At 74.7% G+C, this 19,013-nt stretch carries 15 protein-coding genes; 3 read left to right on the forward strand and 12 right to left on the reverse strand.

What is annotated here, in order from left to right:
- Positions 1–163: 163 nt before the first annotated feature.
- From ACIRS1_RS04400 to ACIRS1_RS04430, 7 genes are all read right to left on the reverse strand, one after another.
- Entirely contained in the window at positions 164–862 is a 699-nt protein-coding gene (locus tag ACIRS1_RS04400; protein WP_387898663.1) for a DUF4191 domain-containing protein, read from the reverse strand.
- Between the two features lie 278 nt (positions 863–1,140).
- Positions 1,141–1,377, reverse strand: coding sequence for a hypothetical protein (locus tag ACIRS1_RS04405; RefSeq protein ID WP_402836708.1), 237 nt, complete (start codon positions 1,375–1,377; stop codon positions 1,141–1,143).
- Between the two features lie 109 nt (positions 1,378–1,486).
- Positions 1,487–2,440 (reverse strand): lipoyl synthase, encoded by a 954-nt coding sequence (locus tag ACIRS1_RS04410; RefSeq protein ID WP_360207562.1) that lies wholly within the window; start codon positions 2,438–2,440, stop codon positions 1,487–1,489.
- A 167-nt stretch (positions 2,441–2,607) separates the two neighbouring features.
- Complete coding sequence (gene lipB / locus ACIRS1_RS04415; protein ID WP_402836881.1) at positions 2,608–3,378, reverse strand: lipoyl(octanoyl) transferase LipB; 771 nt, start codon at positions 3,376–3,378, stop codon at positions 2,608–2,610.
- Positions 3,379–3,616: 238 nt separating this feature from the next.
- Entirely contained in the window at positions 3,617–5,656 is a 2,040-nt protein-coding gene (locus ACIRS1_RS04420; RefSeq protein WP_402836711.1) for a helix-turn-helix domain-containing protein, read from the reverse strand.
- Between the two features lie 98 nt (positions 5,657–5,754).
- Complete coding sequence (locus ACIRS1_RS04425) at positions 5,755–7,140, reverse strand: MFS transporter (protein WP_402836713.1); 1,386 nt, start codon at positions 7,138–7,140, stop codon at positions 5,755–5,757.
- 130 nt (positions 7,141–7,270) lie between these two features.
- On the reverse strand, positions 7,271–8,032 hold the full coding sequence (locus ACIRS1_RS04430) for a 3-hydroxybutyrate dehydrogenase (protein ID WP_402836715.1): 762 nt from the start codon (positions 8,030–8,032) through the stop codon (positions 7,271–7,273).
- 309 nt (positions 8,033–8,341) lie between these two features.
- Here ACIRS1_RS04430 and ACIRS1_RS04435 point away from each other — a divergent pair, with 309 nt between their 5' ends.
- Positions 8,342–10,219: a regulator gene (locus tag ACIRS1_RS04435; RefSeq protein WP_402836717.1), complete on the forward strand. Its 1,878-nt coding sequence runs from the start codon at positions 8,342–8,344 to the stop codon at positions 10,217–10,219.
- 154 nt (positions 10,220–10,373) lie between these two features.
- Here ACIRS1_RS04435 and ACIRS1_RS04440 read toward each other — a convergent pair whose 3' ends face one another.
- Positions 10,374–11,702, reverse strand: a complete 1,329-nt coding sequence (locus ACIRS1_RS04440; protein ID WP_402836719.1) for an FAD-dependent oxidoreductase — start codon at positions 11,700–11,702, stop codon at positions 10,374–10,376.
- Between the two features lie 456 nt (positions 11,703–12,158).
- Entirely contained in the window at positions 12,159–13,064 is a 906-nt protein-coding gene (locus ACIRS1_RS04445; protein WP_402836721.1) for a TIGR01777 family oxidoreductase, read from the reverse strand.
- Between the two features lie 72 nt (positions 13,065–13,136).
- Here ACIRS1_RS04445 and ACIRS1_RS04450 point away from each other — a divergent pair, with 72 nt between their 5' ends.
- On the forward strand, positions 13,137–13,640 hold the full coding sequence (locus ACIRS1_RS04450) for a GNAT family N-acetyltransferase (RefSeq protein WP_402836723.1): 504 nt from the start codon (positions 13,137–13,139) through the stop codon (positions 13,638–13,640).
- 112 nt (positions 13,641–13,752) lie between these two features.
- Complete coding sequence (locus ACIRS1_RS04455) at positions 13,753–14,811, forward strand: DUF2510 domain-containing protein (protein WP_360207539.1); 1,059 nt, start codon at positions 13,753–13,755, stop codon at positions 14,809–14,811.
- Between the two features lie 39 nt (positions 14,812–14,850).
- Here ACIRS1_RS04455 and ACIRS1_RS04460 read toward each other — a convergent pair whose 3' ends face one another.
- From ACIRS1_RS04460 to lpdA, 3 genes are all read right to left on the reverse strand, one after another.
- A complete protein-coding gene (locus ACIRS1_RS04460) occupies positions 14,851–15,366 on the reverse strand; it encodes a DUF4240 domain-containing protein (protein WP_360207536.1) in 516 nt (171 codons plus the stop codon).
- Between the two features lie 276 nt (positions 15,367–15,642).
- Positions 15,643–17,376, reverse strand: a complete 1,734-nt coding sequence (gene sucB, locus ACIRS1_RS04465; RefSeq protein WP_402836725.1) for a 2-oxoglutarate dehydrogenase, E2 component, dihydrolipoamide succinyltransferase — start codon at positions 17,374–17,376, stop codon at positions 15,643–15,645.
- 61 nt (positions 17,377–17,437) lie between these two features.
- Positions 17,438–18,826, reverse strand: coding sequence for a dihydrolipoyl dehydrogenase (lpdA, locus tag ACIRS1_RS04470; protein ID WP_387898310.1), 1,389 nt, complete (start codon positions 18,824–18,826; stop codon positions 17,438–17,440).
- Positions 18,827–19,013 lie beyond the last annotated feature (187 nt).

The following is a 19,013-nucleotide window of genomic DNA, read 5'->3' on the forward strand; positions in this document are numbered from 1 at the left end:
CGGATCCGGGGCTCCGATCCGGAGGTCCGGATCCGGGCGGCCGGGTCGTCAGCACGCCGGACGGCCGACGGGCCGCGATCGGCGGACAGCGCACCACGGCAAGCGAACGGCCCCGCTGCGGAGTCTCCGCGGCGGGGCCGTTCGCGTTCGTGGTGGGGAGGGGTCAGCGGACCTGGCCGCCCTTGGGCATCCGGGCACCCTTGGGCATCGGGCCCTTGGGGATGGGCGCCTTGGAGAGCAGGTCGCCCAGCGCGCGCAGCCGGTCGTTGGTCTCGGTGACCTGGGCGGCGGTGATGGCGCGGGGCAGGCGCATCAGGTGGATCTGCAGCTTCTTGAGCGGGATCTCACCCTCTCCGTTGCCCACCACGATGTCGTGCACCGGCACGTCGCCGACGACACGGGCCATCTTCTTCTTCTCGGACGCCAGCAGCTGGCGCACCCGGTTCGGGTTGCCCTCGCCGATCAGCGCGATGCCCGCCCGGCCCACGGCGCGGTAGACCGCGTCCTGGTTGCGGGTCACCGCCACCGGGGTGGAGTTGGAGCTCCACCCGCGCCGGATGTTGTTCAGCACCGCCGCGACGGCGCCCGGCTGCCCCTCCATCTGCCCGAACGCCGCGCGCTCGGCCCGGCGCCCGAAGACGATCGCCATGGCCAGGAAGGCCACGATGAAGCCCAGGATCCCCAGGTAGACGGGGTGGTCGATTGCGAAGCCGATGGCGAGGAACACGCCGAAGGTCAGCAGGCCGACGCCGGCGATGATCAGGCCGATCTTGGTGTCGACCTTCTTGGTCATGGTGTACGCCAGGCGGATCTGCTTCAGTCGCCCGGGGTTCTCGGATGTTTCCCTCGCCATAACGCTCATGGTACGTGGCACGGGTACGGGATATCCAAGCCCGGGTACCCGTTCGCCCCCAACCGTGACCCGTGTGCGGGTACCCGACTGCGTACGGCGACGGCTGTGCCCGGGGGCGGTGACGTCCTGCGACCGCGGGACTCCGGGGCGCTCGGGCCCGCCGTCCGGCGCGGCGCCGGCCGGGTCCGCGGCCGAGACCGCTCCAGCGCCGCGGGGTCGGCCCGGCGTGGTCAGCCCCGCGCGGTCCGTCCCGCGGTCGGGTCCGGCGCGGCCGGGCCCCGCAGGCGCTACGGGGCCGTCTTGGCGCCGGCGGCTCCGGCGTCGTGCCGGCGGTCCGCCGCGTACCGGCGGTTCTCGCAGACCGCCGCCCAGGCGTTGCGCCGGGCCTGCCGCTGGCCGCCCGCCAGCAGGACGTTCTCGGCGAGCCGCAGGGCGACACCCACCGACCGGATCCGCATCCGCATGCCGAACAGCTCCCTGGTGGCTGAGAAGAATCGAACGATCGCGACGAGTTCCATCGTCACCACCCCGTGTTACCAGCCCGTGACCAGCCAGTCAAAGCACGGTGAAGCCGAAAGGGCGGAGCCGGAGCTCCGCCCTTTCGCGGGGTGCGGGTGGCGCGGGGGCGCCGGGTCAGACCGCGGCCTGCTCGCGCCGCTCCAGCGCCTGCCGGTAGAGCCGGCCGGCCCGGTACGAGGAGCGCACCAGCGGGCCCGACATGACGCCGGCGAAGCCGAGCTCCTCGGCCTCCTGCTGGAGCTCGACGAACTCGTGCGGCTTGACCCAGCGCTCGACCGGGTGGTGGCGCAGCGAGGGGCGCAGGTACTGGGTGATGGTGATCAGCTCGCAGCCGGCGCCGACGAGGTCGGCCAGCGCCTGGCTAACCTCCTCGCGGGTCTCGCCCATCCCGAGGATCAGGTTGGACTTGGTGACCAGCCCGGCCGCGCGGGCCTGGGTGATGACGTCCAGCGAGCGTTCGTAGCGGAACGCCGGGCGGATCCGCTTGAAGATCCGCGGGACGGTCTCGACGTTGTGCGCGAGCACCTCGGGGCGGGAGGAGAAGACCTCGGCCAGCTGCTCGGGGACGGCGTTGAAGTCGGGGATCAGCAGCTCGACGCCGGTGCGGCCGCCCTGGCGCTCGGCGGTCATCGCGTGCACCTGGCGGACGGTCTCGGCGTACAGCCACGCGCCGCCGTCGGCGAGGTCGTCGCGGGCGACGCCGGTGATGGTGGCGTAGTTGAGGTCCATCGTGACGATCGACTCGGCGACCCGGCGGGGCTCGTCACGGTCGAACTCGGCGGGCTTGCCGGTGTCGATCTGACAGAAGTCGCAGCGGCGGGTGCACTGGTCGCCGCCGATGAGGAAGGTCGCCTCGCGGTCCTCCCAGCACTCGAAGATGTTGGGGCAGCCGGCCTCCTGGCAGACCGTGTGCAGCCCCTCCTTCTTCACCAGCGACTGGAGGGCGTTGTACTCCGGGCCCATCTTCGCGCGGGTCTTGATCCACTCGGGCTTCCGCTCGATGGGGGTCTCGCTGTTGCGGACCTCCAGGCGGAGCAGCTTCCTGCCGTCGGGCGCGACAGCGGACACGTGCGACTCCTAGAACTAGACGGGGTACCCCCAGGGTACGCCTGTGGTTGTACGGCCTTCGCCGGGCCTACCGCCCTGCAATCGCAGGGCAACAGAGCTACCGGCCGGTAGATTCCCGGGGGTTCCCGCCGGGGCGGCCCCAGGGAGGGTACCCGGGGGCGGGGGCCTCAGCGGCTGAGCGCGGGCTCGGGCAGCTCGGCGAACACGTCCGCCAGGTGCCGCTCGACCACCGGCAGGGCCTCACCGACGGTGAAGTCGCGGCGCAGCTCCCCGGCGAGCGAGGCGACCCCGGCGTCCCGGATGCCGCACGGCACGATGCGGTCGAACCAGGTCATGTCCGGGTCGCAGTTGAGCGCGAAGCCGTGCATCGTCACCCCGCGGGCGACCCGGACGCCGATCGCGGCGAGCTTGCGGTCGTCGCCGCGCTGGCCGGCGTTGGAGGGCGCGTACTCGGGGCCGGCGAGCCGCGGGTCGATGCCCAGCGGCAGGCCCATCCGCAGGGTCAGCTTGCCGATGTCGACGACCTGGGCCGGGTCGACGACGGCGTCCGGGATGGAATCGCCCAGCACCCAGACCCCGCTGCGGCCCTCCACCCGGGTGGTCCCGACGCCGAACTCGCCGCAGGCGCGGATCAGCGCCTCCTCCAGCCGCCGGACGTACGCGACCACGTCGATCGGGTCGGGCAGCTTGACGATGGGGTAGCCGACCAGCTGGCCGGGGCCGTGCCAGGTGATCTCGCCGCCCCGGTTGACCTCGACCACCGGGGTGCCGTCCAGCGGCAGGTCGGCGGGGTTGGTGCGCTTGCCCATCGTGTAGACGGGCTGGTGCTCCAGCAGCAGCACGGTGTCGGGGATCTCGTCCGCGACCCGCAGCGCGTGCAGGCGCTGCTGCTCCTCCCAGGCCTCCTGGTAGGCGACGGCGCCCTCGCCGACGCCCATCCGGACGAACCGCACGTTCTCGCTCACGCGCCCACCTCGCTGCGCTGGGCGGTCGCTCCGCGGGACGCGCAACTCCCGATCGACCGCTCGCTCCGCTCGCTCACGACTGCTCCTTGCCAGGCGTTCGAGACCAACCTCGCCACTGTACGCCCACGCCCGGACGGACCGTCCAGCCACCCGATCGGAGCTCCCCGGCGCCCCTCCGGGGTCGGCGCGGCCCCGTCCGGAGCAGGCCGGTTCAGCCGCCGGCGAGCAGCTGCAGCCGCAGCGCCAGCTGGAGTTCGAGGGAGCGCTCGGGCTGGTTCCAGTCCCGGCCGAGCAGCGCCTCGACCCGGTCCAGCCGCTGGACGACGGTGTTCACGTGGACGTGCAGCTCGTCCTTGGCCCGGGTGAGGCTGCCGCCGCAGTCGAAGTACGCGCGCAGGGTGCGGACGAGTTCGGTGCCGCGCCGGGCGTCGTAGGCCAGCAGCGGGCCGAGCGCGGTGCCGACGAAGCCGTCCACGTCGTGCCCGCCGCCGAGCAGCACTCCGAGGAAGCCCAGCGCGCGGGCCGAGGCGCCCTCCCCGGCGCGGCCGAGCACCCGCAGGGCCCGCACGCAGCGCAGCCCCTCGGCGTACGCGGCGGCCAGTGCGGGCGGGCCGGCGGCGGGGCGGCCGGCGCCGACGGTGACCGGGAAACCGGCCAGTCGGGCCAGCCGCTCGGCGGCCTGCCGCGCGGCCTCCTCCGGGTCGCCCGCCTCGGGCAGCAGCAGGACGACGGCCTCGCCGTGCTCGGCGCTGACGCCGCGCGTGCCGAACAGGTGGCGCCGGGCCGCGCCGACCAGCCGGCCGCGGTCCGGGGGCCCGGTGGGGCCGGCCGGTTCGGCGACCAGGACGAGGTGCGGGCGGGCCAGGTCGACGCCGAGCCGGCGCCCGCGGGCGGTGAGCCCGGCCGGGTCGCGGTCGGGGGCGGTCAGCAGGTCGGTGAGCAGTTCGCCGCGGATCCGGTTCTCGGTCTCGGCCACCGAGCGGCGCAGCAGCAGGAGCAGCGCCGTCACCACGCCGGCCCGCTCGAACAGCCGCCGGTCGGCGTCGTCGAGGTCCGGCCGGCCGCGCAGCACCAGGGTGCCGAGCGTGTCGTGCCCGGCCAGGACGGCGCACACCCAGTGGTCGCCGTGCCGGACGGAGCGGCCTTCGGCCCGGGACGCGGCGACCGCCCCGGCCAGCTCGGCGGCGGGTGCGGACCGCCCGGCGAGCGACTCCCCCTCGGCGTCCAGGACGGCTATCTCCCCGCCCAGCAGCGCGGCGACGGCGGCGGCCACGTCGGGCACCTCGGCGCCGCGCAGCACCAGGTCGGTGAGCCGGTCGTGCGCCTGCTCGGCGCGCTGGACGGCGGCCGAGTGCGCCCGGACCAGCTCGTTGGCGCTGTTCAGTTCGGCGAGCGCGGCCCTGGTGTCGGCCAGGGCCTTGGCGGTGTCCAGGGCGATCGCGGCGTGCGCGGCGAGCGTGCAGAGCAGCGCCACCTCGTCGGGGGAGAAGGCGCGCGGCGAGCGGTCGGCGGCGAAGAGCACCCCGATGACCCGCCCGCCGAGCAGCAGCGGCACCCCGATGATCGCCACCAGGCCCTCGTCCAGGACGCCGGCGTCGATGGTGCCGGTGTGGTGGAACCGCTCGTCGGTGCGGTAGTCGGGGGTCGCGTACGGGCGGGCGGTCTGCGCGACGAGTCCGCCGAGTCCGTCGCCGAGGCTGAGCCGCAGGGTCTGGAAGAGGACGGAGACCGAGCCGTCCGTGACCCGCATGTAGGTGTCGCCGGCGGCCTCGTCCGGCAGGGTCAGGTACGCGGTGTCGGTGCCGAGCAGCATCCGCGCCCGGCGGACGATCGCCTGCAGCACGGCGTCCAGGTCGCGGGAGGCGGCGAGGTCGCCCGCGGTGTCGAACAGGGCGGTCAACTCGGCTTCCCGGCGGCGGTGCTGGCGCAGGGTGCGGTGCACGCGGAGGGCCTGCCAGGTGGCGTCGTCGAGCTCGGCGAGCACATCGGCGGGCGCTCCCCGGCGGCGGGCGTCGGCGAGCACGTCGGCGAAGTCTTCGGTGGCGGCGCCCGAAGCGAGCAGGTCCAGCAGCCGGCGCAGCGCGGGCGCGGCGGCCGCGGGGTCGTCCGGGGCGGCCCGGGGGGTCGGGACGGCGGGGGAGCCGTCCGGGCCGTCCTGGACGGAGCCGTTCGCGGTGCGGTCCGCGGAGCTGTTCGCGGTGCCGTTCGCCGTGCGGTCCGCGACGGCTCCGGGGTCGAGGGGGTCGTTCATCGTGCGTGCCGCCAATCGGCAGTGGGTCGCGTGCCCTTGGGACGGAAGCGCGATCGTAGCGGCTCGGCCGCCGGGCCGAGCCGCCGTCCGTCGCGCCGTCAGGTGGTGGCGGGCGTTCCGATCGCGGTGGTGTCGGCGGCCCCGGCCCCCGCGGCCGGCTCCACCCCGGTGAGGTCCCGGCCCCGGGTCTCCCGTCCGCAGAGCACCGCCAGGACGGTGACCGCCGCCGCGACGGCCACGTACACCGCGATCGGGGTGGCGCTGCCGTAGTCCTTGAGCAGCGCGGTCGCGATCAGCGGCGCGGGTGCGCCGGCCGCCACCGAGGCGAACTGGGCGCCGATCGAGGCGCCCGAGTAGCGCATCCGGGTCGCGAACATCTCGGAGAAGAAGGCGGCCTGCGGCGCGTACATCGCGCTGTGGAAGACCAGCCCCACCGTCACGGCGACCACCAGTTGTCCGAAGGAGCGGGTGTCCACCAGCCCGAAGAAGACGAACGCCCAGACGCCGACGCCGACCGCGCCCACCAGGTAGACCGGTCTGCGGCCGACCCGGTCGGACAGCGCGCCGAACAACGGGATCAGGGCGAACTGGACCGCCGATCCGATCAGTACCGCGTTCAGGGCGGTCTGCTTCGCGAAATGCGCGTGGGTCACGGCGTACGCCAGCACGAACGTGGTCATGACGTAGTACGAGATGTTCTCCGCCATCCGGGCGCCCATCGCCACCAGCACCTCCCGCCAGTGGTGGCGCAGCACCGCCACCAGCGGCGGCTGCTCGGCCTCGGCCTCGCTCTTGCGCCGCTGCTCGGCCGCGGCCAGCGCCTGCCGGAACAGCGGGGACTCGTCCACCGCGAGGCGGATCCAGAGCCCGACCCCGACCAGCACCGCCGACAGCAGGAAGGGCACCCGCCAGCCCCAGGACAGGAAGGCGTCGTCCGGCAGCACCGAGGTCAGCAGCGACAGCACCCCCGCCGCCAGCAGGTTCCCGGCCGGCGCGCCGCCCTGCGGCCAGGACGCCCAGAACCCGCGCCGCCGCTGGTCCCCGTGCTCCGACACCAGCAGCACCGCGCCGCCCCACTCCCCGCCGAGCGCGAAGCCCTGCACCAGGCGCAACGCGGTGAGCAGCACGGGGGCCGCCGCCCCGATGGAGTCGTAGGTGGGCAGCGCTCCGATCAGGGTGGTCGACCCGCCCATCAGCAGCAGGCTCAGCACCAGCAGCTTCTTGCGGCCCACCCGGTCGCCGAAGTGGCCGAACACCAGGGCCCCGACCGGTCGGGCCGCGAACCCGATCGCGTAGGTGAGGAAGGAGAGCAGGGTCCCGGTCAGCGGGTCGCTGTTGGGGAAGAAGAGCTTGTTGAACACCAGCGCGGCGGCCGTGCCGTAGAGGAAGTAGTCGTACCACTCGATGGTCGTGCCGATCAGGCTCGCGGCCACCACTCGGGGGAGTGAACGGCTCGCTGCTGGAGCGGGTGCGGGGGAGGTCATGGTCACCACTTCCGGGACGGGGGGGGGACGGTGTGCCACAAGGTAGGGAGCGCCGACCGTCGGGACGATGTGGGCCACCCACACAGTCCCGGTGGTCGGGACGGGGCGGGCGGCCACGGGTGGCGAGGGGTCAGTGCGCCGTCCAGCCGCCGTCGATGGGCAGGCTGGTGCCGGTGACGTAGGCGGCGGAGGGCGTGCAGAGCCAGAGCGCGAGCTGGGCGACCTCGGCGGGCTCGATCAGGCGCTTGACGGCGGTGCGCTCGAGCATGATCCGTTCGACGACCTCGTCCTCGCCGATTCCGTGGGCGAGCGCCTGGCCGGCGATCTGCTTCTCCACCAGGGGGGTCCGGACGTAGCCGGGGTTGACGCAGTTGCTGGTGACGCCGTGCGGGGCGCCCTCCAGGGCGACGGTTTTGCTCAGGCCCTCCAGGGCGTGCTTCGCCGTGACGTAGGCGGACTTGAAGGCGCTGGCGCGCAGGCCGTGGACGGAGGAGATGTTGACGACCCGGCCCCACCCCTGCCCGTACATGTGCGGGAGGGTGCGGCGCAGGATGCGGAACGGGGCCTCCACCATCACGCGTTGCATGAGGGTGAAGCGGTCGGGCGGGAACTCGTGCACGGGGGCGACGTGTTGGAGGCCGGCGTTGTTGACCACGATGTCCGCGTCGTCCGGCAGGGCCTCCACGGCCTGCGGGTCGGCGAGGTCCGCGACGACGGCCAGGCCGCCGATCCGCTCCGCGAGCTCCCGGGCCGGGCCGGCCGCGAGATCGACGACGTAGACCCGGGCGCCGGCCCCGGCGAGGGCCTCGGCGCAGGCCCGGCCGATGCCCGAGGCGGCCCCGGTGACCAGGGCCGTCCGGCCGTCGAGCGGGCGGGCTGAAGTGGTGTCCATGGCCGAGAACGGTAGGAATCCGGGGCCCCGGCTCCCATGTGGTGGACCGCCACAGCCCGTCGAACGACAGTGGTGCTCACCGCCATGACGGCCGATCGACGGTTCGACCGCGGATCGCCAAACACATCCTGCCCCCGCTTCCCCACAATGGGCGCGGTTGCTTCACCCGTTCGGAGGATTGCTCGGTCAGATCCACCCATAGCGCCCGAATGCTCGCTACATTCACGCCGATTCCCGACAGGGGGCGCCGCCCCAGGCAGCCGAAGCGCTGGTGGAGCCAGGTGCGACGTCCGAGAGGTGTTGACTGACATGCCCCAACGGCCTGCTACCGACCGCCCGGCGTACGGACCGCTCGACCCGCTCGGCCAGCACCGAGGTCCGGTCGGCCGGGCCCTTCCGGACGCCCCCGACACCCTGACCGCCGACACCCGGACCGCCGATACCCTCACGGCCGACCCTCTGACGGTCGACGACCCGACCGCGGACGACTCGCGGCTGCCCGCGCAGGCCGCACCCGACCGGCACGAAGGCGACCGGCACGAGGGCGCCGGGCCGGCCCCGGCGCCCTCGGGCGGGCACACCGGCCACTCCGGTCCGGCCCCGCAGAACGGCCAGCTCGCCGCGCTGATCGAGGAGGCCGGCTTCTCGCACGCCGGTCTGGCCCGCCGGGTCGACCAGCTCGGCCTGGAGCACGGTCTCGACCTGCGCTACGACAAGACGTCCGTCACCCGCTGGCTGCGCGGCCAGCAGCCGCGCGGCGCGACCCCGGCCCTGATCGCCGAGGTCTTCACCCGCCGCCTCGGCCGCCGCCTCACCGCCCAGGACCTCGGCCTGGACGCCTGCGCCCCGGTGTACGCGGGCCTGGAGTTCGCCGAGACCCCGCAGGAGGCGGTGGACATCGTGGCGAGCATGTGGCGCAAGGACAACGGCCCGCAGTCCGAGCTGCGCCGGATCGCCTTCACCCCGGCCGGCCTGGTCGTCCCCAGCCGGGACTGGCTGATCGGCCGCACCGACGAGCGGGTCGCCCGGGACGGCTCCACGCTGGCCCGCCCCGACGCCGCCACCGGACCGCCCCCCACGGGCACGGCCGCCCAGGGCCCGCCCGGCGCGTCCGCCGCGGGCCCGGTGCGCGCCCAGGGCCCGGGCGCACGCCCGACCGCCGGCACCACCGGCACCGCCGCCGTGCCCGCCGTCGGCCGGGTCCCCACCCAGAGCCGCCGCCCGCCGGCCGCCGTCGAGCCGCCGTACCACGACCCGGCCCGCGAGTCCCGCCCCGCGCTGCGGGTCGGCCGCGGCGACATCGCCGCGATCCGCGCCGTCGGCGACCTCTTCCGCGCGCTCGACCACGCCTACGGCGGCGGGCACGCCCGGCAGGCGCTGGTGCGCTACCTGGAGAGCGAGGCCGAGCCGATGCTGCGCGGCCGCTACGGCGAGCAGATCGGCCGGGCGCTGTTCGGCGCCGTCGCCGACCTCACCAGGCTGGCCGGCTGGACGTCCTTCGACATCGCCGCGCACGGCCTTGCCCAGCGGTACTTCGTGCAGGCGCTGCGACTCTCGCAGGCGGCCGGGGACCGCGCGCTCGGCGGGTACGTCCTGGTGACGATGAGCCAGCAGGCCGTCCACCTGGGCCACGGCCGGGAGGCCGTCCAGCTGGCCCGGGTCGCCCAGCAGGGCGTGGGCACGGCGGTGCCGCCGGTGGTGCAGTCGCTGATGCACGCCGCCGAGGCGCGCGGGCACGGCCTGCTGGGTGACGTCAGGGCCTGCACCACCGCCCTGGTGCGCTCCGAACGGGCTCTGGCCGCGGCCCGCCCCGGCGACGAACTCCCCTCTTGGGCACGGTACTTCGACGAGGCGCAGCTCTCCGACGAGTTCGCCCACTGCTACCGCGACCTGCAGCAGTGGCGCACCTCGGCGCAGCACGCCGAGAAGTCGCTGCGGCTGCGCTCGCCCGCCTACGCGCGCAGCCGGATCTTCTGCCGGCTGGTGCTGGCCACCGCCCGGCTCGGCATGGGGGACCTCGACGAGGCCTGCACGATGGCCACCGACGCGCTGCGGGCGGCGGGGGAGATGCGCTCGGCCCGCTCGCTGGAGTACGTCCGGGACTTCCACCGCCGCCTCACCCCCTACCGGGGCAGCCCGGTGGCCCGCGCCTTCGAGGAGACGGCCCGCCAGGCGGGGGTGATCTGAGGCCCGGGCGGAGGGGCCGGCCACGCGGCGCCCGCCCGTTCCGGCGGGCCGCCGCGCAGCTCGGCGGAGCCGATCCCGTCGCCGGCCCTGACCACCGGCCCGGCCGGGCCCCGGGTCCGTCGTCGAACCCCGCCGCGGGGCGGCCCCGGGGCCGTCAGGCCGCCGCGGCCTCCCGGGCGGAGGCCGGCACGCCGAGGTCGCGCAGCACCGCCTGCGCCGCCCGCCGGCCGGACACCAGTGCCCCCTGCACGCTACTGGTGTCCCGGTGGTCCCCGGCGACGTAGAGGCCGGCCAGCACCCGCACCGGGCGCCGGGGGTTGTGCGGCGGAGGCATCGCGGGCACGGCGTCCGGGACGTGCCGCACGCTCAGGAACTGCCAGCCCGTCGTCGGGGTGCCGTACAGCTCCGCGAGCCGGGCCCGGACCGCGGGTTCCAGCCCGGCCGGGCCGCCCGCGTCGAAGGACCGCCGGCCGAGCACGGTGGTGGCGATGAGCGCCTGCCCGGCCGGGGCGTACGAGGGGTGCAGCTCGCTGAGCACCAGCGAGTGCGAGACCAGCGGCGGCTGCCCGGCGGGCCGGTCGCCGTCGAGCAGCAGGACGGCCTCGCTCAGCGGGGCGCGGTCGGCCGCGTGGTAGAAGGTCGTGACGGGGTGGAAGTCCGGCAGCCGCAGCCCGGGCAACAGGTCGGCGGCGGACCGCGCGTCGGTGGCGAGCACGACGGCCTGGGCGCCGATCCGCCCGTGGGTGAGGGTCTCCACGCCGTCGGCGGTGACCGAGGTGACCTGCACCCCGGTGCGCACGGTGCCGACGGGCAGGGCGGCGGCCAGCTGGGCCGGCACGGCCGCGATCCCGTCGGCGGGCAGACAGAGCCGGCCGCGCGCGTAGGAGCGCAGCACCAGGTCGGCGATCCGGCTGCTGGTGCCGAGGGCCGGGTCGCTGAGCAGGGAGCTGAGCAGTGGCCGCAGGAAACCGTCCACGGTGCGCGGGGCGAGCCCGTGGCCGGTCAGCGCGCGGGCGGTGGTGGTCTCCGGGCGGGCCTGGAGCCTGCCGGCGGGGGTGGCGGCGAGCCGGCCGAGCCAGCTGCCGAGCCGGGCCTTGTCGAGCGTGGTGCCGAGCGGGGCCCGGGTGGCGGCCTGCCGGGCGGTGGTGAGCTGGGGGTCCCCGGTGCGGTGGCGGCGGCCGCCGCTGTGCACGAGTACGCCGGGCGCGAGCGGGCGCAGGTCGAGCCGGTCGAGGTCGAGCACGCGGCGTGGTTCGGGGAACGCGGTGTTCAGCAGGTGGCCGCCGTCGTCGAGCCGGAATCCGTCGAGCTCGCGGGTGGCCATCCGGCCCCCGATCCGGTCCGTGGCCTCGAGGACCTGGACGGTGAGGCCGTGGCCGGTGAGTGCGCGGGCGGCGGCCAGGCCCGCGAGTCCGGCGCCGACCACGACGACGTCCGGGTCGGACGGACGGCGGGCGCGGCGGGTGAAGTCGTACGTGGGCACGGGCGTGCTCCCTCCCTGGTCCCGGGGCTCCGGCCGACGCAGGCAGCGGGGTGCCGGGACACGGTCCGACGATGTGATGCCCAGTCGGTGTGAGCATCAGACAGACGCACCGGGCCCGATCCGAGGGCAGGGAGGGGTCGTGCGGCACCGGGCGGGGGCGCGGTCACGGACAGTGCGCCGTGACGGCCGGGTTCCGGGGTCGACGGGCGCGCACCGTCACCGGGGGCGTGCAACGCGCCCGGGGCGTGCTCCCATGCGCCCCCTCCCGGAGCCCCGTCCGGCCTCAGCCCGGCATATGCCCCTGGCCAGGGTGGATGCCGTAGCCGGGGTACGCCGACAGGCCTACCGGCACGCGGTCGCCGACCCGTCGCACCGCGGCGGCGGAGCACCCGCCCCGCCACCGCCCGTCACACCGCCGAGCGCACCACCGCGGGCACCCGCCCGTCGGACCACTCGTCACACCACCGAGCGCACCACCGCGTCCACGTCCGGGTGCTCGAAGCGGAACCCGGCGTCCAGCAGCCGCCGCGGCACCACCCGGTGGCTGCCGACGACCTCGACCGCCAGCTCCCCGAGCACCACCCTGAGCACTGCCTCCGGCACCGGGAACGGGGTCGGGCGCCGCAGCGCCCGGCCGAGCGCGGCGGTCAGTTCGGCGTTGGTGGCGGGCTCGGGCGCGCTGAGGTTGACGGCGCCCGAGAGGTCGTCCCGGTCGATCAGGAAGCGCAGCGCGGCGACCTCGTCCTCCAGCGAGAGCAGGCTCCAGTACTGCCGACCGTCGCCGAGCCGCCCGCCCAGGCCCAGTCTGAACAGGGGGAGCAGGCGCGCACCGGCCCCGCCGGCGGCGGAGAGCACCATCCCGGTGCGCGGGTGCACCACGCGGATCCCGGCCCGTTCCGCGGGCCGGGCGGCCGCCTCCCACTCCACGCAGACCTCGGCGAGGAAGTCGTCGCCGGCGGGGGAGTCCTCGTCGATCACCCGGTCGCCGGTCTGCCCGTACCAGCCGACCGCGGAGGCGCTGACCAGGACCCGCGGCGGCTCCTTCAGCTCGGCCAGGGCGACGGCCAGCGTCTCGGTGCCGAGGACCCGGCTCTCCCGGATCTCCCGCTTGTAGGAGTCCGTCCAGCGGTGGTCGCCGACCCCGGCGCCGGCCAGGTGCACCACCGCGTCCGTTCCGGCCAGTCCGCCCCGCTCGACCTCGCCGAGCAGCGGGTTCCAGCCGATGGCCGTGCTGCCGTCGGGCTGCGGGCCCGTCCTGGACCGGCGCCGGACCAGCCGGACCACCTCGTGGCCGTCCGCCAGCAGGGAGCGGACGAGTGCCGAACCGATCAATCCCGTGGAGCCCGTGACAGCGATGCGCATGCGCCCATCCTTCCAGTCGTGCCGGCGGTTAACCGCTGTGACGTTCGGGCGCGTCTCACTAGCATGACGCGCATGCTCGACGACGAACTGATCATCCGCCCGGCCCGGCCCGAGGACGAGCGTGAACTCGCGGTCCTCAACCGGGCCGCGTGGTCCCCGCTGTCCGAGGTCGCCCCGCTGCCGCCCGAGGGGGACGGCGTCTTCGACGACCGGCACGCCCCGGAGCAGTTCCTGCTCGCCCTCCTGGGCGGCCGGATCGTCGGCTACGTCCGCCAGGTCCCGCCGACCCCGCTGGCCAGCAACCGGCACGTCCGCCAGATCCAGGGCCTCGCCGTCGACGGCGCGGTCCGCGGCCGGGGCGTCGGCCGTCGCCTGGTGGAGGCGGCCTGCGACGCGGCCCGGGCGGACGGCGCGCGCCGGATGACCCTGCGGGTGCTCGGCTGGAACGCGCCGGCCCGCCGCCTCTACGAGAGCTGCGGCTTCGTCGTCGAGGGCTCGCTGGCCGAGGAGTTCCTGATCGACGGGTCCTACGTGGACGACGTATGGATGGCCCGCCGGCTCGTCGACCGAACCTGACCGAGCACCGCCAACGGCCGTACCTGACGGCCCGTCAGTCGCGGCCGGGTGGTGCAGAGTCGTGACCAAAGCGCCCTGTCTGGACCGCCGCCGTGCCGGGTACCGTACGGCCGTGAGCAACTCGACGCCCCCCGGGTGGTACCCGGTCTCCGGTGCGGACGGCACCGCCGGTCACGAGCGCTGGTGGGACGGCAACGCCTGGACCAGTGAGGTGCGCCCGCTGCAGGGCGGCGCCGCCGGGGTGGCCGACGCCCCCACCCAGGGCTGGAAGCCCTCCGCGCAGCAGCCCGGTTACGGCTACGGCGGCCCGCAGGACACCCCCGGCTACGGCTACCCGGGCAGCGCCCCGGCCCCGGGCTACGGCTACCCCGGCCAGGACGGCCAGGGCGGATCGCCCGCCCAGGGCGTGGGCTACGGCTACGGCTACCCGGCGCAGCCCGCGCCCGGCCGGGTCAGGCCCGGCGTGCTCGTCGGCATCGGCCTCGGGGTGCTGGCCGTGGGCGGGATCATCGCCGGGATCGTGCTCAACAGCGGCGGCTCCCCGCAGGCGGACCCGACCCCGGTCCCGACGGTCACCATCACCCAGGGCTCCAGCCCCTCCCCGAGCCCGACCGCGAGCGCACCCACCGTCACCCCGACGCTGCCCACGCCGAAGCCGGCCCCGGCCGTGAAGTCCACCGTCCCGGACGCGCAGCACGCGATCACCGTCCCGGTGCTCGACGGCTGGGACGCCGGGACGGACTCCACCCACTCCACGGTCTTCCTCGGCACCGGCCGCTACACCTGCGCGGACGGCAACTCCTGCATCCGCGGGCAGTTCTCGGTCGAGAAGGACACCGTCCAGGGCGCCACCGCCAAGGCGGCGGCCGAGGCGACGATGCCCACCTACGCCGGGCAGATCTTCACCGGGATCACCTCGCACACCGACTCCGGCTCCGGCTACGCCACCGTCGCGGGCGTCTTCGGCTACGCCGTGCGCTGGCACGTCCGCACCTCGGACGGCACCCAGGGCTACGTCCTGCTGGCCGCGGTGCCGGCCAAGGGCGGCGGCTTCGTGGTCTTCCAGGGCGGCGTGGACGACGACCCGAAGGCGCCCGACGCCTCCGTGCTGGACCAGATCCTCAAGGGGATCCAGCAGGACGGCACGTCGGGCGGCGGCAGCACCACCTGATCCGGGGCCGGCGCCCGGATCGGGTGCCCGGGCGCGGGGTCAGTCGCCGTAGCGCTCCCAGAGCTTGGGGAACCGCTTCGCCATGACGTCGGGGTCGTCGAAGTCCAGCGACGCCCCCGAGGGCCGGCCGGCCTGCCGCCCGCCCACCTCGGGCAGCGGCAGCCCGGTGAGCTGCTCGTACGCCTCGTCGGCGGCGAAGCCGAGGTCCTCGGCCTCGCCGTCCTCCTCCTCGTCGAACTCGGGCAGCAGGTCCGCCAGGTCGTCCGGTTCGGCCAGCCCGCCCTCGAAGACGTCCCGGCCCTGGCCGATCAGCCAGCAGCGGAAGAAGTCGAAGGTGTCCTCGGAGGCGCCGTCCAGCAGCAGGTAGGCCGCGCCCCACAGGTCGGAGCGGTAGGCGCGCTGGAACCGGGCCTCGAACAGCCGGGCGAAGTCGATGACGTCGTCCGGGGTCAGTTGGACCAGCCGTTCCACCAGGCGGTCGGCCTGATCGTCCGGGTCGCCGTCGGCGGCCTCCCGGGTCTCGTCGATGATCTGCCAGAAGTCGGTCTCGTCCATCACCGCTCAAGCATCCCCGTTCGCCCGCCCCGGCGCATGCCATGGCCCGGCGAAACGCTGGGCGACCCTCCCGGGAGTGACGTGACCGCCCCCCACCCGACCCCCCACCCGGCCCCCCACCCGGCCCCCCGCCCGACCGACCCCCCGACCGACCCCCCGACCGACCCCCCGCCCGACCGCCCGCCGCCGCGACCGCCCCCCTCCGGGAACGGCGGAACCCCGCACCGTCCGGGGACGGTGCGGGGTTCCGCGGGGTCGGAGCGACCGGGGAGCGCCTTACAGGCCGAGCTCGACCTCGAACTCGCCGGCCTCCAGGATCTCCTTGACCGCGACCAGGTAGCGGGCGGCGTCGGCGCCGTCCACCAGGCGGTGGTCGTAGGAGAGCGACAGGTAGGTCATGTCGCGGATGCCGATGGCGGTGCCGCCGTCGGCCTCGATGACGACCGGGCGCTTGACGGTGGCGCCGATGCCCAGGATGGCGGCCTGGTTCGGCGGCACGATCACGGTGTCGAACAGGGCACCGCGCGAGCCGGTGTTGCTGATCGTGAAGGTGGCACCGGACAGCTCGTCCGGGGTGATCTTGCTGTCGCGGACCTTGGCGGCCAGCTCGGCGGTCTTCTTCGAGATGCCGGCGATGTTGAGGTCGCCCGCACCCTTGATGACCGGGGTCATCAGACCCTTCTCGGAGTCCACCGCGATACCGATGTTCTCGGTGTCGAAGTAGGTGATGGTGCCCTCGGCGTCGTTGATCCGGGCGTTGACGACCGCGTGGGCCTTCAGCGCCTGGGCGGCGGCCTTGACGAAGAACGGCATCGGGGACAGCTTCACGCCCTCGCGGGCGAGGAAGGAGTCCTTGGCACGGCCGCGCAGCGCCATGATCTTGGTGACGTCCACCTCGACCACGCTGGTGAGCTGGGCCTGCTCGTGCAGGGCCTTCATCATGTTGTCGCCGATGACCTTGCGCATGCGGGTCATCTTGACCGTCTGGCCGCGCAGGGCGGACGGCGCGGCGGCGGCCTTCGGCGCGGCAGCGGCCGGAGCGGCGGCGGCGACCGGGGCCGGAGCGGCCTTGGCGGCCTCCGCGGCGGCGATGACGTCCTGCTTGCGGATGCGGCCGCCGACACCGGTGCCGGTGACGGAGGTCAGCGCGATGCCGTGCTCGGCGGCGAGCTTGCGCACCAGCGGGGTGACGTAGGCGTCACCGGCGTCGGCCACCGGGGCGGCCGGGGCGGCGGCGGCCGGGGCCGGAGCGGCCACGGGAGCGGCCGGGGCAGCCGGAGCCGGGGCGGCCACGGGGGCGGCCGGGGCGACGGGGGCCGGAGCGGCGGCGACCGGAGCCGGGGCGGCCACCGGGGCCGGGGCCGGAGCGACGGCCGGAGCGGCGGCGGCGACGGCGCCCGCGGCACCGATCAGCGCGAGCTGGGCGCCGACCTCGGCGGTCTCGTCCTCGCCGACCAGGATCTTCACGACGACACCGGCGACGGGCGACGGGATCTCGGTGTCGACCTTGTCGGTGGAGACCTCGAGCAGCGGCTCGTCGACCTCGACCGTCTCACCCTCGGCCTTCAGCCAACGGGTGACGGTGCCCTCGGTGACGGACTCGCCCAGGGCGGGGAGCAGCACCGGGGTGGCGTCGCCAGCCGGGGCGGCCGGGGCGGCCGGCGCCTCGGCGACCGGAGCCGGAGCGGCGGCCGGGGCCTCGGCGGCCGGGGCCGGGGCGGCGACGGGCGCGGCCTCGGCGACCGGGGCGGCGACGGGGGCCGGTGCACCGGAGCCGTCGTCGATGATCGCCAGCTCGGCGCCGACCTCGACGGTCTCGTCCTCGGCGACCTTGATCGAGGCCAGGATGCCGGAGGCCGGCGCCGGGATCTCGGTGTCGACCTTGTCGGTGGAGACCTCGAGCAGCGGCTCGTCGACCTCGACACGCTCACCCTCGGCCTTCAGCCAACGGGTGACGGTGCCCTCGGAAACGCTCTCGCCCAGCGCGGGCAGTGTTACTGAGACCGCCATGGTTTCAGCGACTCCTATCAAGTCTTGCGTACTGGAAATGGGGTGTGGGGGCGGGGCGTGATCAGTCGTGCGCGTGCAGCGCCTTGCCGGCCAGCGCCAGGTGCGCCTCGCCCAGGGCCTCGGACTGGGTCGGGTGCGCGTGGATGAGCTGCGCGACCTCGGCCGGCAGCGCCTCCCAGTTGTAGATCAGCTGAGCCTCGCCGACCTGCTCGCCCATGCGGGCGCCGACCATGTGGACGCCGACCACGGCGCCGTCCTTGACCTGGACGAGCTTGATCTCGCCGGCGGTCTTCAGGATCTTGCTCTTGCCGTTGCCGGCCAGGTTGTACTTGAGCGTGACGACCTTCTCCTTGCCGTACAGCTCGACGGCCTTGGCCTCCGAGATGCCGACGGAGGCGACCTCGGGGTTGGAGTAGGTCACGCGCGGGACGCCGTCGTAGTCGATCGGCACCGGCTTGAGGCCGGCCAGGCGCTCGGCGACCAGGATGCCCTCGGCGAAGCCGACGTGGGCCAGCTGCAGGGTCGGGGCGAGGTCGCCGACGGCCGAGATGGTGGGCACGTTGGTGCGCATGTACTCGTCGACCAGGACGTAGCCGCGGTCCATCGCGACGCCGTTCTCCTCGTAGCCGAGGCCGGCCGAGACCGGGCCGCGGCCGATGGCCACGAGCAGCAGGTCGGCGTCGATCTGCTTGCCGTTCTCGGTGGAGACGCGGACACCGGTCTCGGTGTACTCGACGCCGGAGAAGCGGGCCTTCAGCTCGAACTTGATGCCGCGCTTGCGGAACGCGCGCTCCAGCAGCTTGGAGGAGTTCTCGTCCTCCAGCGGGACGAGGTGCGGCAGCGCCTCGACGATGGTGACCTCGACGCCGAAGGACTTCCAGACCGAGGCGAACTCGACGCCGATCACGCCGCCGCCGAGGATGACGGCCGACTTCGGGATGCGGTCGAGCTTGAGGGCGTGGTCGGAGGAGATCACGCGGTTTCCGTCGATCTCCAGGCCCGGGATCGAGCGCGGGACGGAGCCGGTGGCGAGGACGATGTGGCGGCCCTCGATGCGCTGGCCGTTGACGTCCACCGAGGTCTGCGAGGAGAGCTTGCCCTCGCCCTGGACGAAGGTGACCTTGCGGGAGGCGACCAGGCCCTGCAGGCCCTTGTACAGGCCGGCGATGACGTCGTCCTTGTACTTGTGGACGCCGTTGATGTCGATGCCCTGGAAGGTGGCCAGCACGCCGAACTCGGCGGCCTCCTTCGTCTCGTCCGCGATCTCGGCGGCGTGCAGCAGCGCCTTGGTCGGGATGCAGCCGCGGTGCAGGCAGGTGCCGCCCAGCTCACCCTTCTCGACCAGGGCGACACTCAGGCCCAGCTGAGCGGCGCGGAGCGCCGCGGCGTAACCGCCGCTTCCGCCTCCGAGAATGACTACGTCGAAAACGGTGCTGGCGTCGTTCGCCACGTCACGTCCTCCATGCAATGGGGTGGGTCGCCGGGCCGGTCGCGGTCCGGTGGGTCGGAAGCCTTTGTGGGGCGCCCAGTCGTGCCGGAAATACATCTTCGCACTTGTTCGCGGTGGCTGATGTCCGGGTCCACCCCAGGGGTGTCCCACGGAGTGGTCACCGGGGCGGGAACACCCCCGACGGAAG

The sequence above is a fragment of the Kitasatospora sp. NPDC101176 genome, from assembly GCF_044768035.1.
Taxonomy (GTDB): domain Bacteria; phylum Actinomycetota; class Actinomycetes; order Streptomycetales; family Streptomycetaceae; genus Kitasatospora.

Bases quoted from the DNA above. Each gene is read 5' to 3' on its own strand.
- lipB (WP_402836881.1), bottom strand. From the start codon at position 3,378: ATGGGCGTCGGCGAGGGCGCCGTCGCCTACCAGGAGGCCTGGGAGGAG.
- ACIRS1_RS04445 (WP_402836721.1), bottom strand. From the start codon at position 13,064: ATGCGCATCGCTGTCACGGGCTCCACGGGATTGATCGGTTCGGCACTC.
- ACIRS1_RS04430 (WP_402836715.1), bottom strand. From the start codon at position 8,032: ATGGACACCACTTCAGCCCGCCCGCTCGACGGCCGGACGGCCCTGGTC.
- ACIRS1_RS04450 (WP_402836723.1), top strand. From the start codon at position 13,137: ATGCTCGACGACGAACTGATCATCCGCCCGGCCCGGCCCGAGGACGAG.
- ACIRS1_RS04425 (WP_402836713.1), bottom strand. From the start codon at position 7,140: ATGACCTCCCCCGCACCCGCTCCAGCAGCGAGCCGTTCACTCCCCCGA.
- ACIRS1_RS04400 (WP_387898663.1), bottom strand. From the start codon at position 862: ATGAGCGTTATGGCGAGGGAAACATCCGAGAACCCCGGGCGACTGAAG.
- ACIRS1_RS04420 (WP_402836711.1), bottom strand. From the start codon at position 5,656: ATGAACGACCCCCTCGACCCCGGAGCCGTCGCGGACCGCACGGCGAAC.
- sucB (WP_402836725.1), bottom strand. From the start codon at position 17,376: ATGGCGGTCTCAGTAACACTGCCCGCGCTGGGCGAGAGCGTTTCCGAG.
- ACIRS1_RS04435 (WP_402836717.1), top strand. From the start codon at position 8,342: ATGCCCCAACGGCCTGCTACCGACCGCCCGGCGTACGGACCGCTCGAC.
- ACIRS1_RS04460 (WP_360207536.1), bottom strand. From the start codon at position 15,366: ATGGACGAGACCGACTTCTGGCAGATCATCGACGAGACCCGGGAGGCC.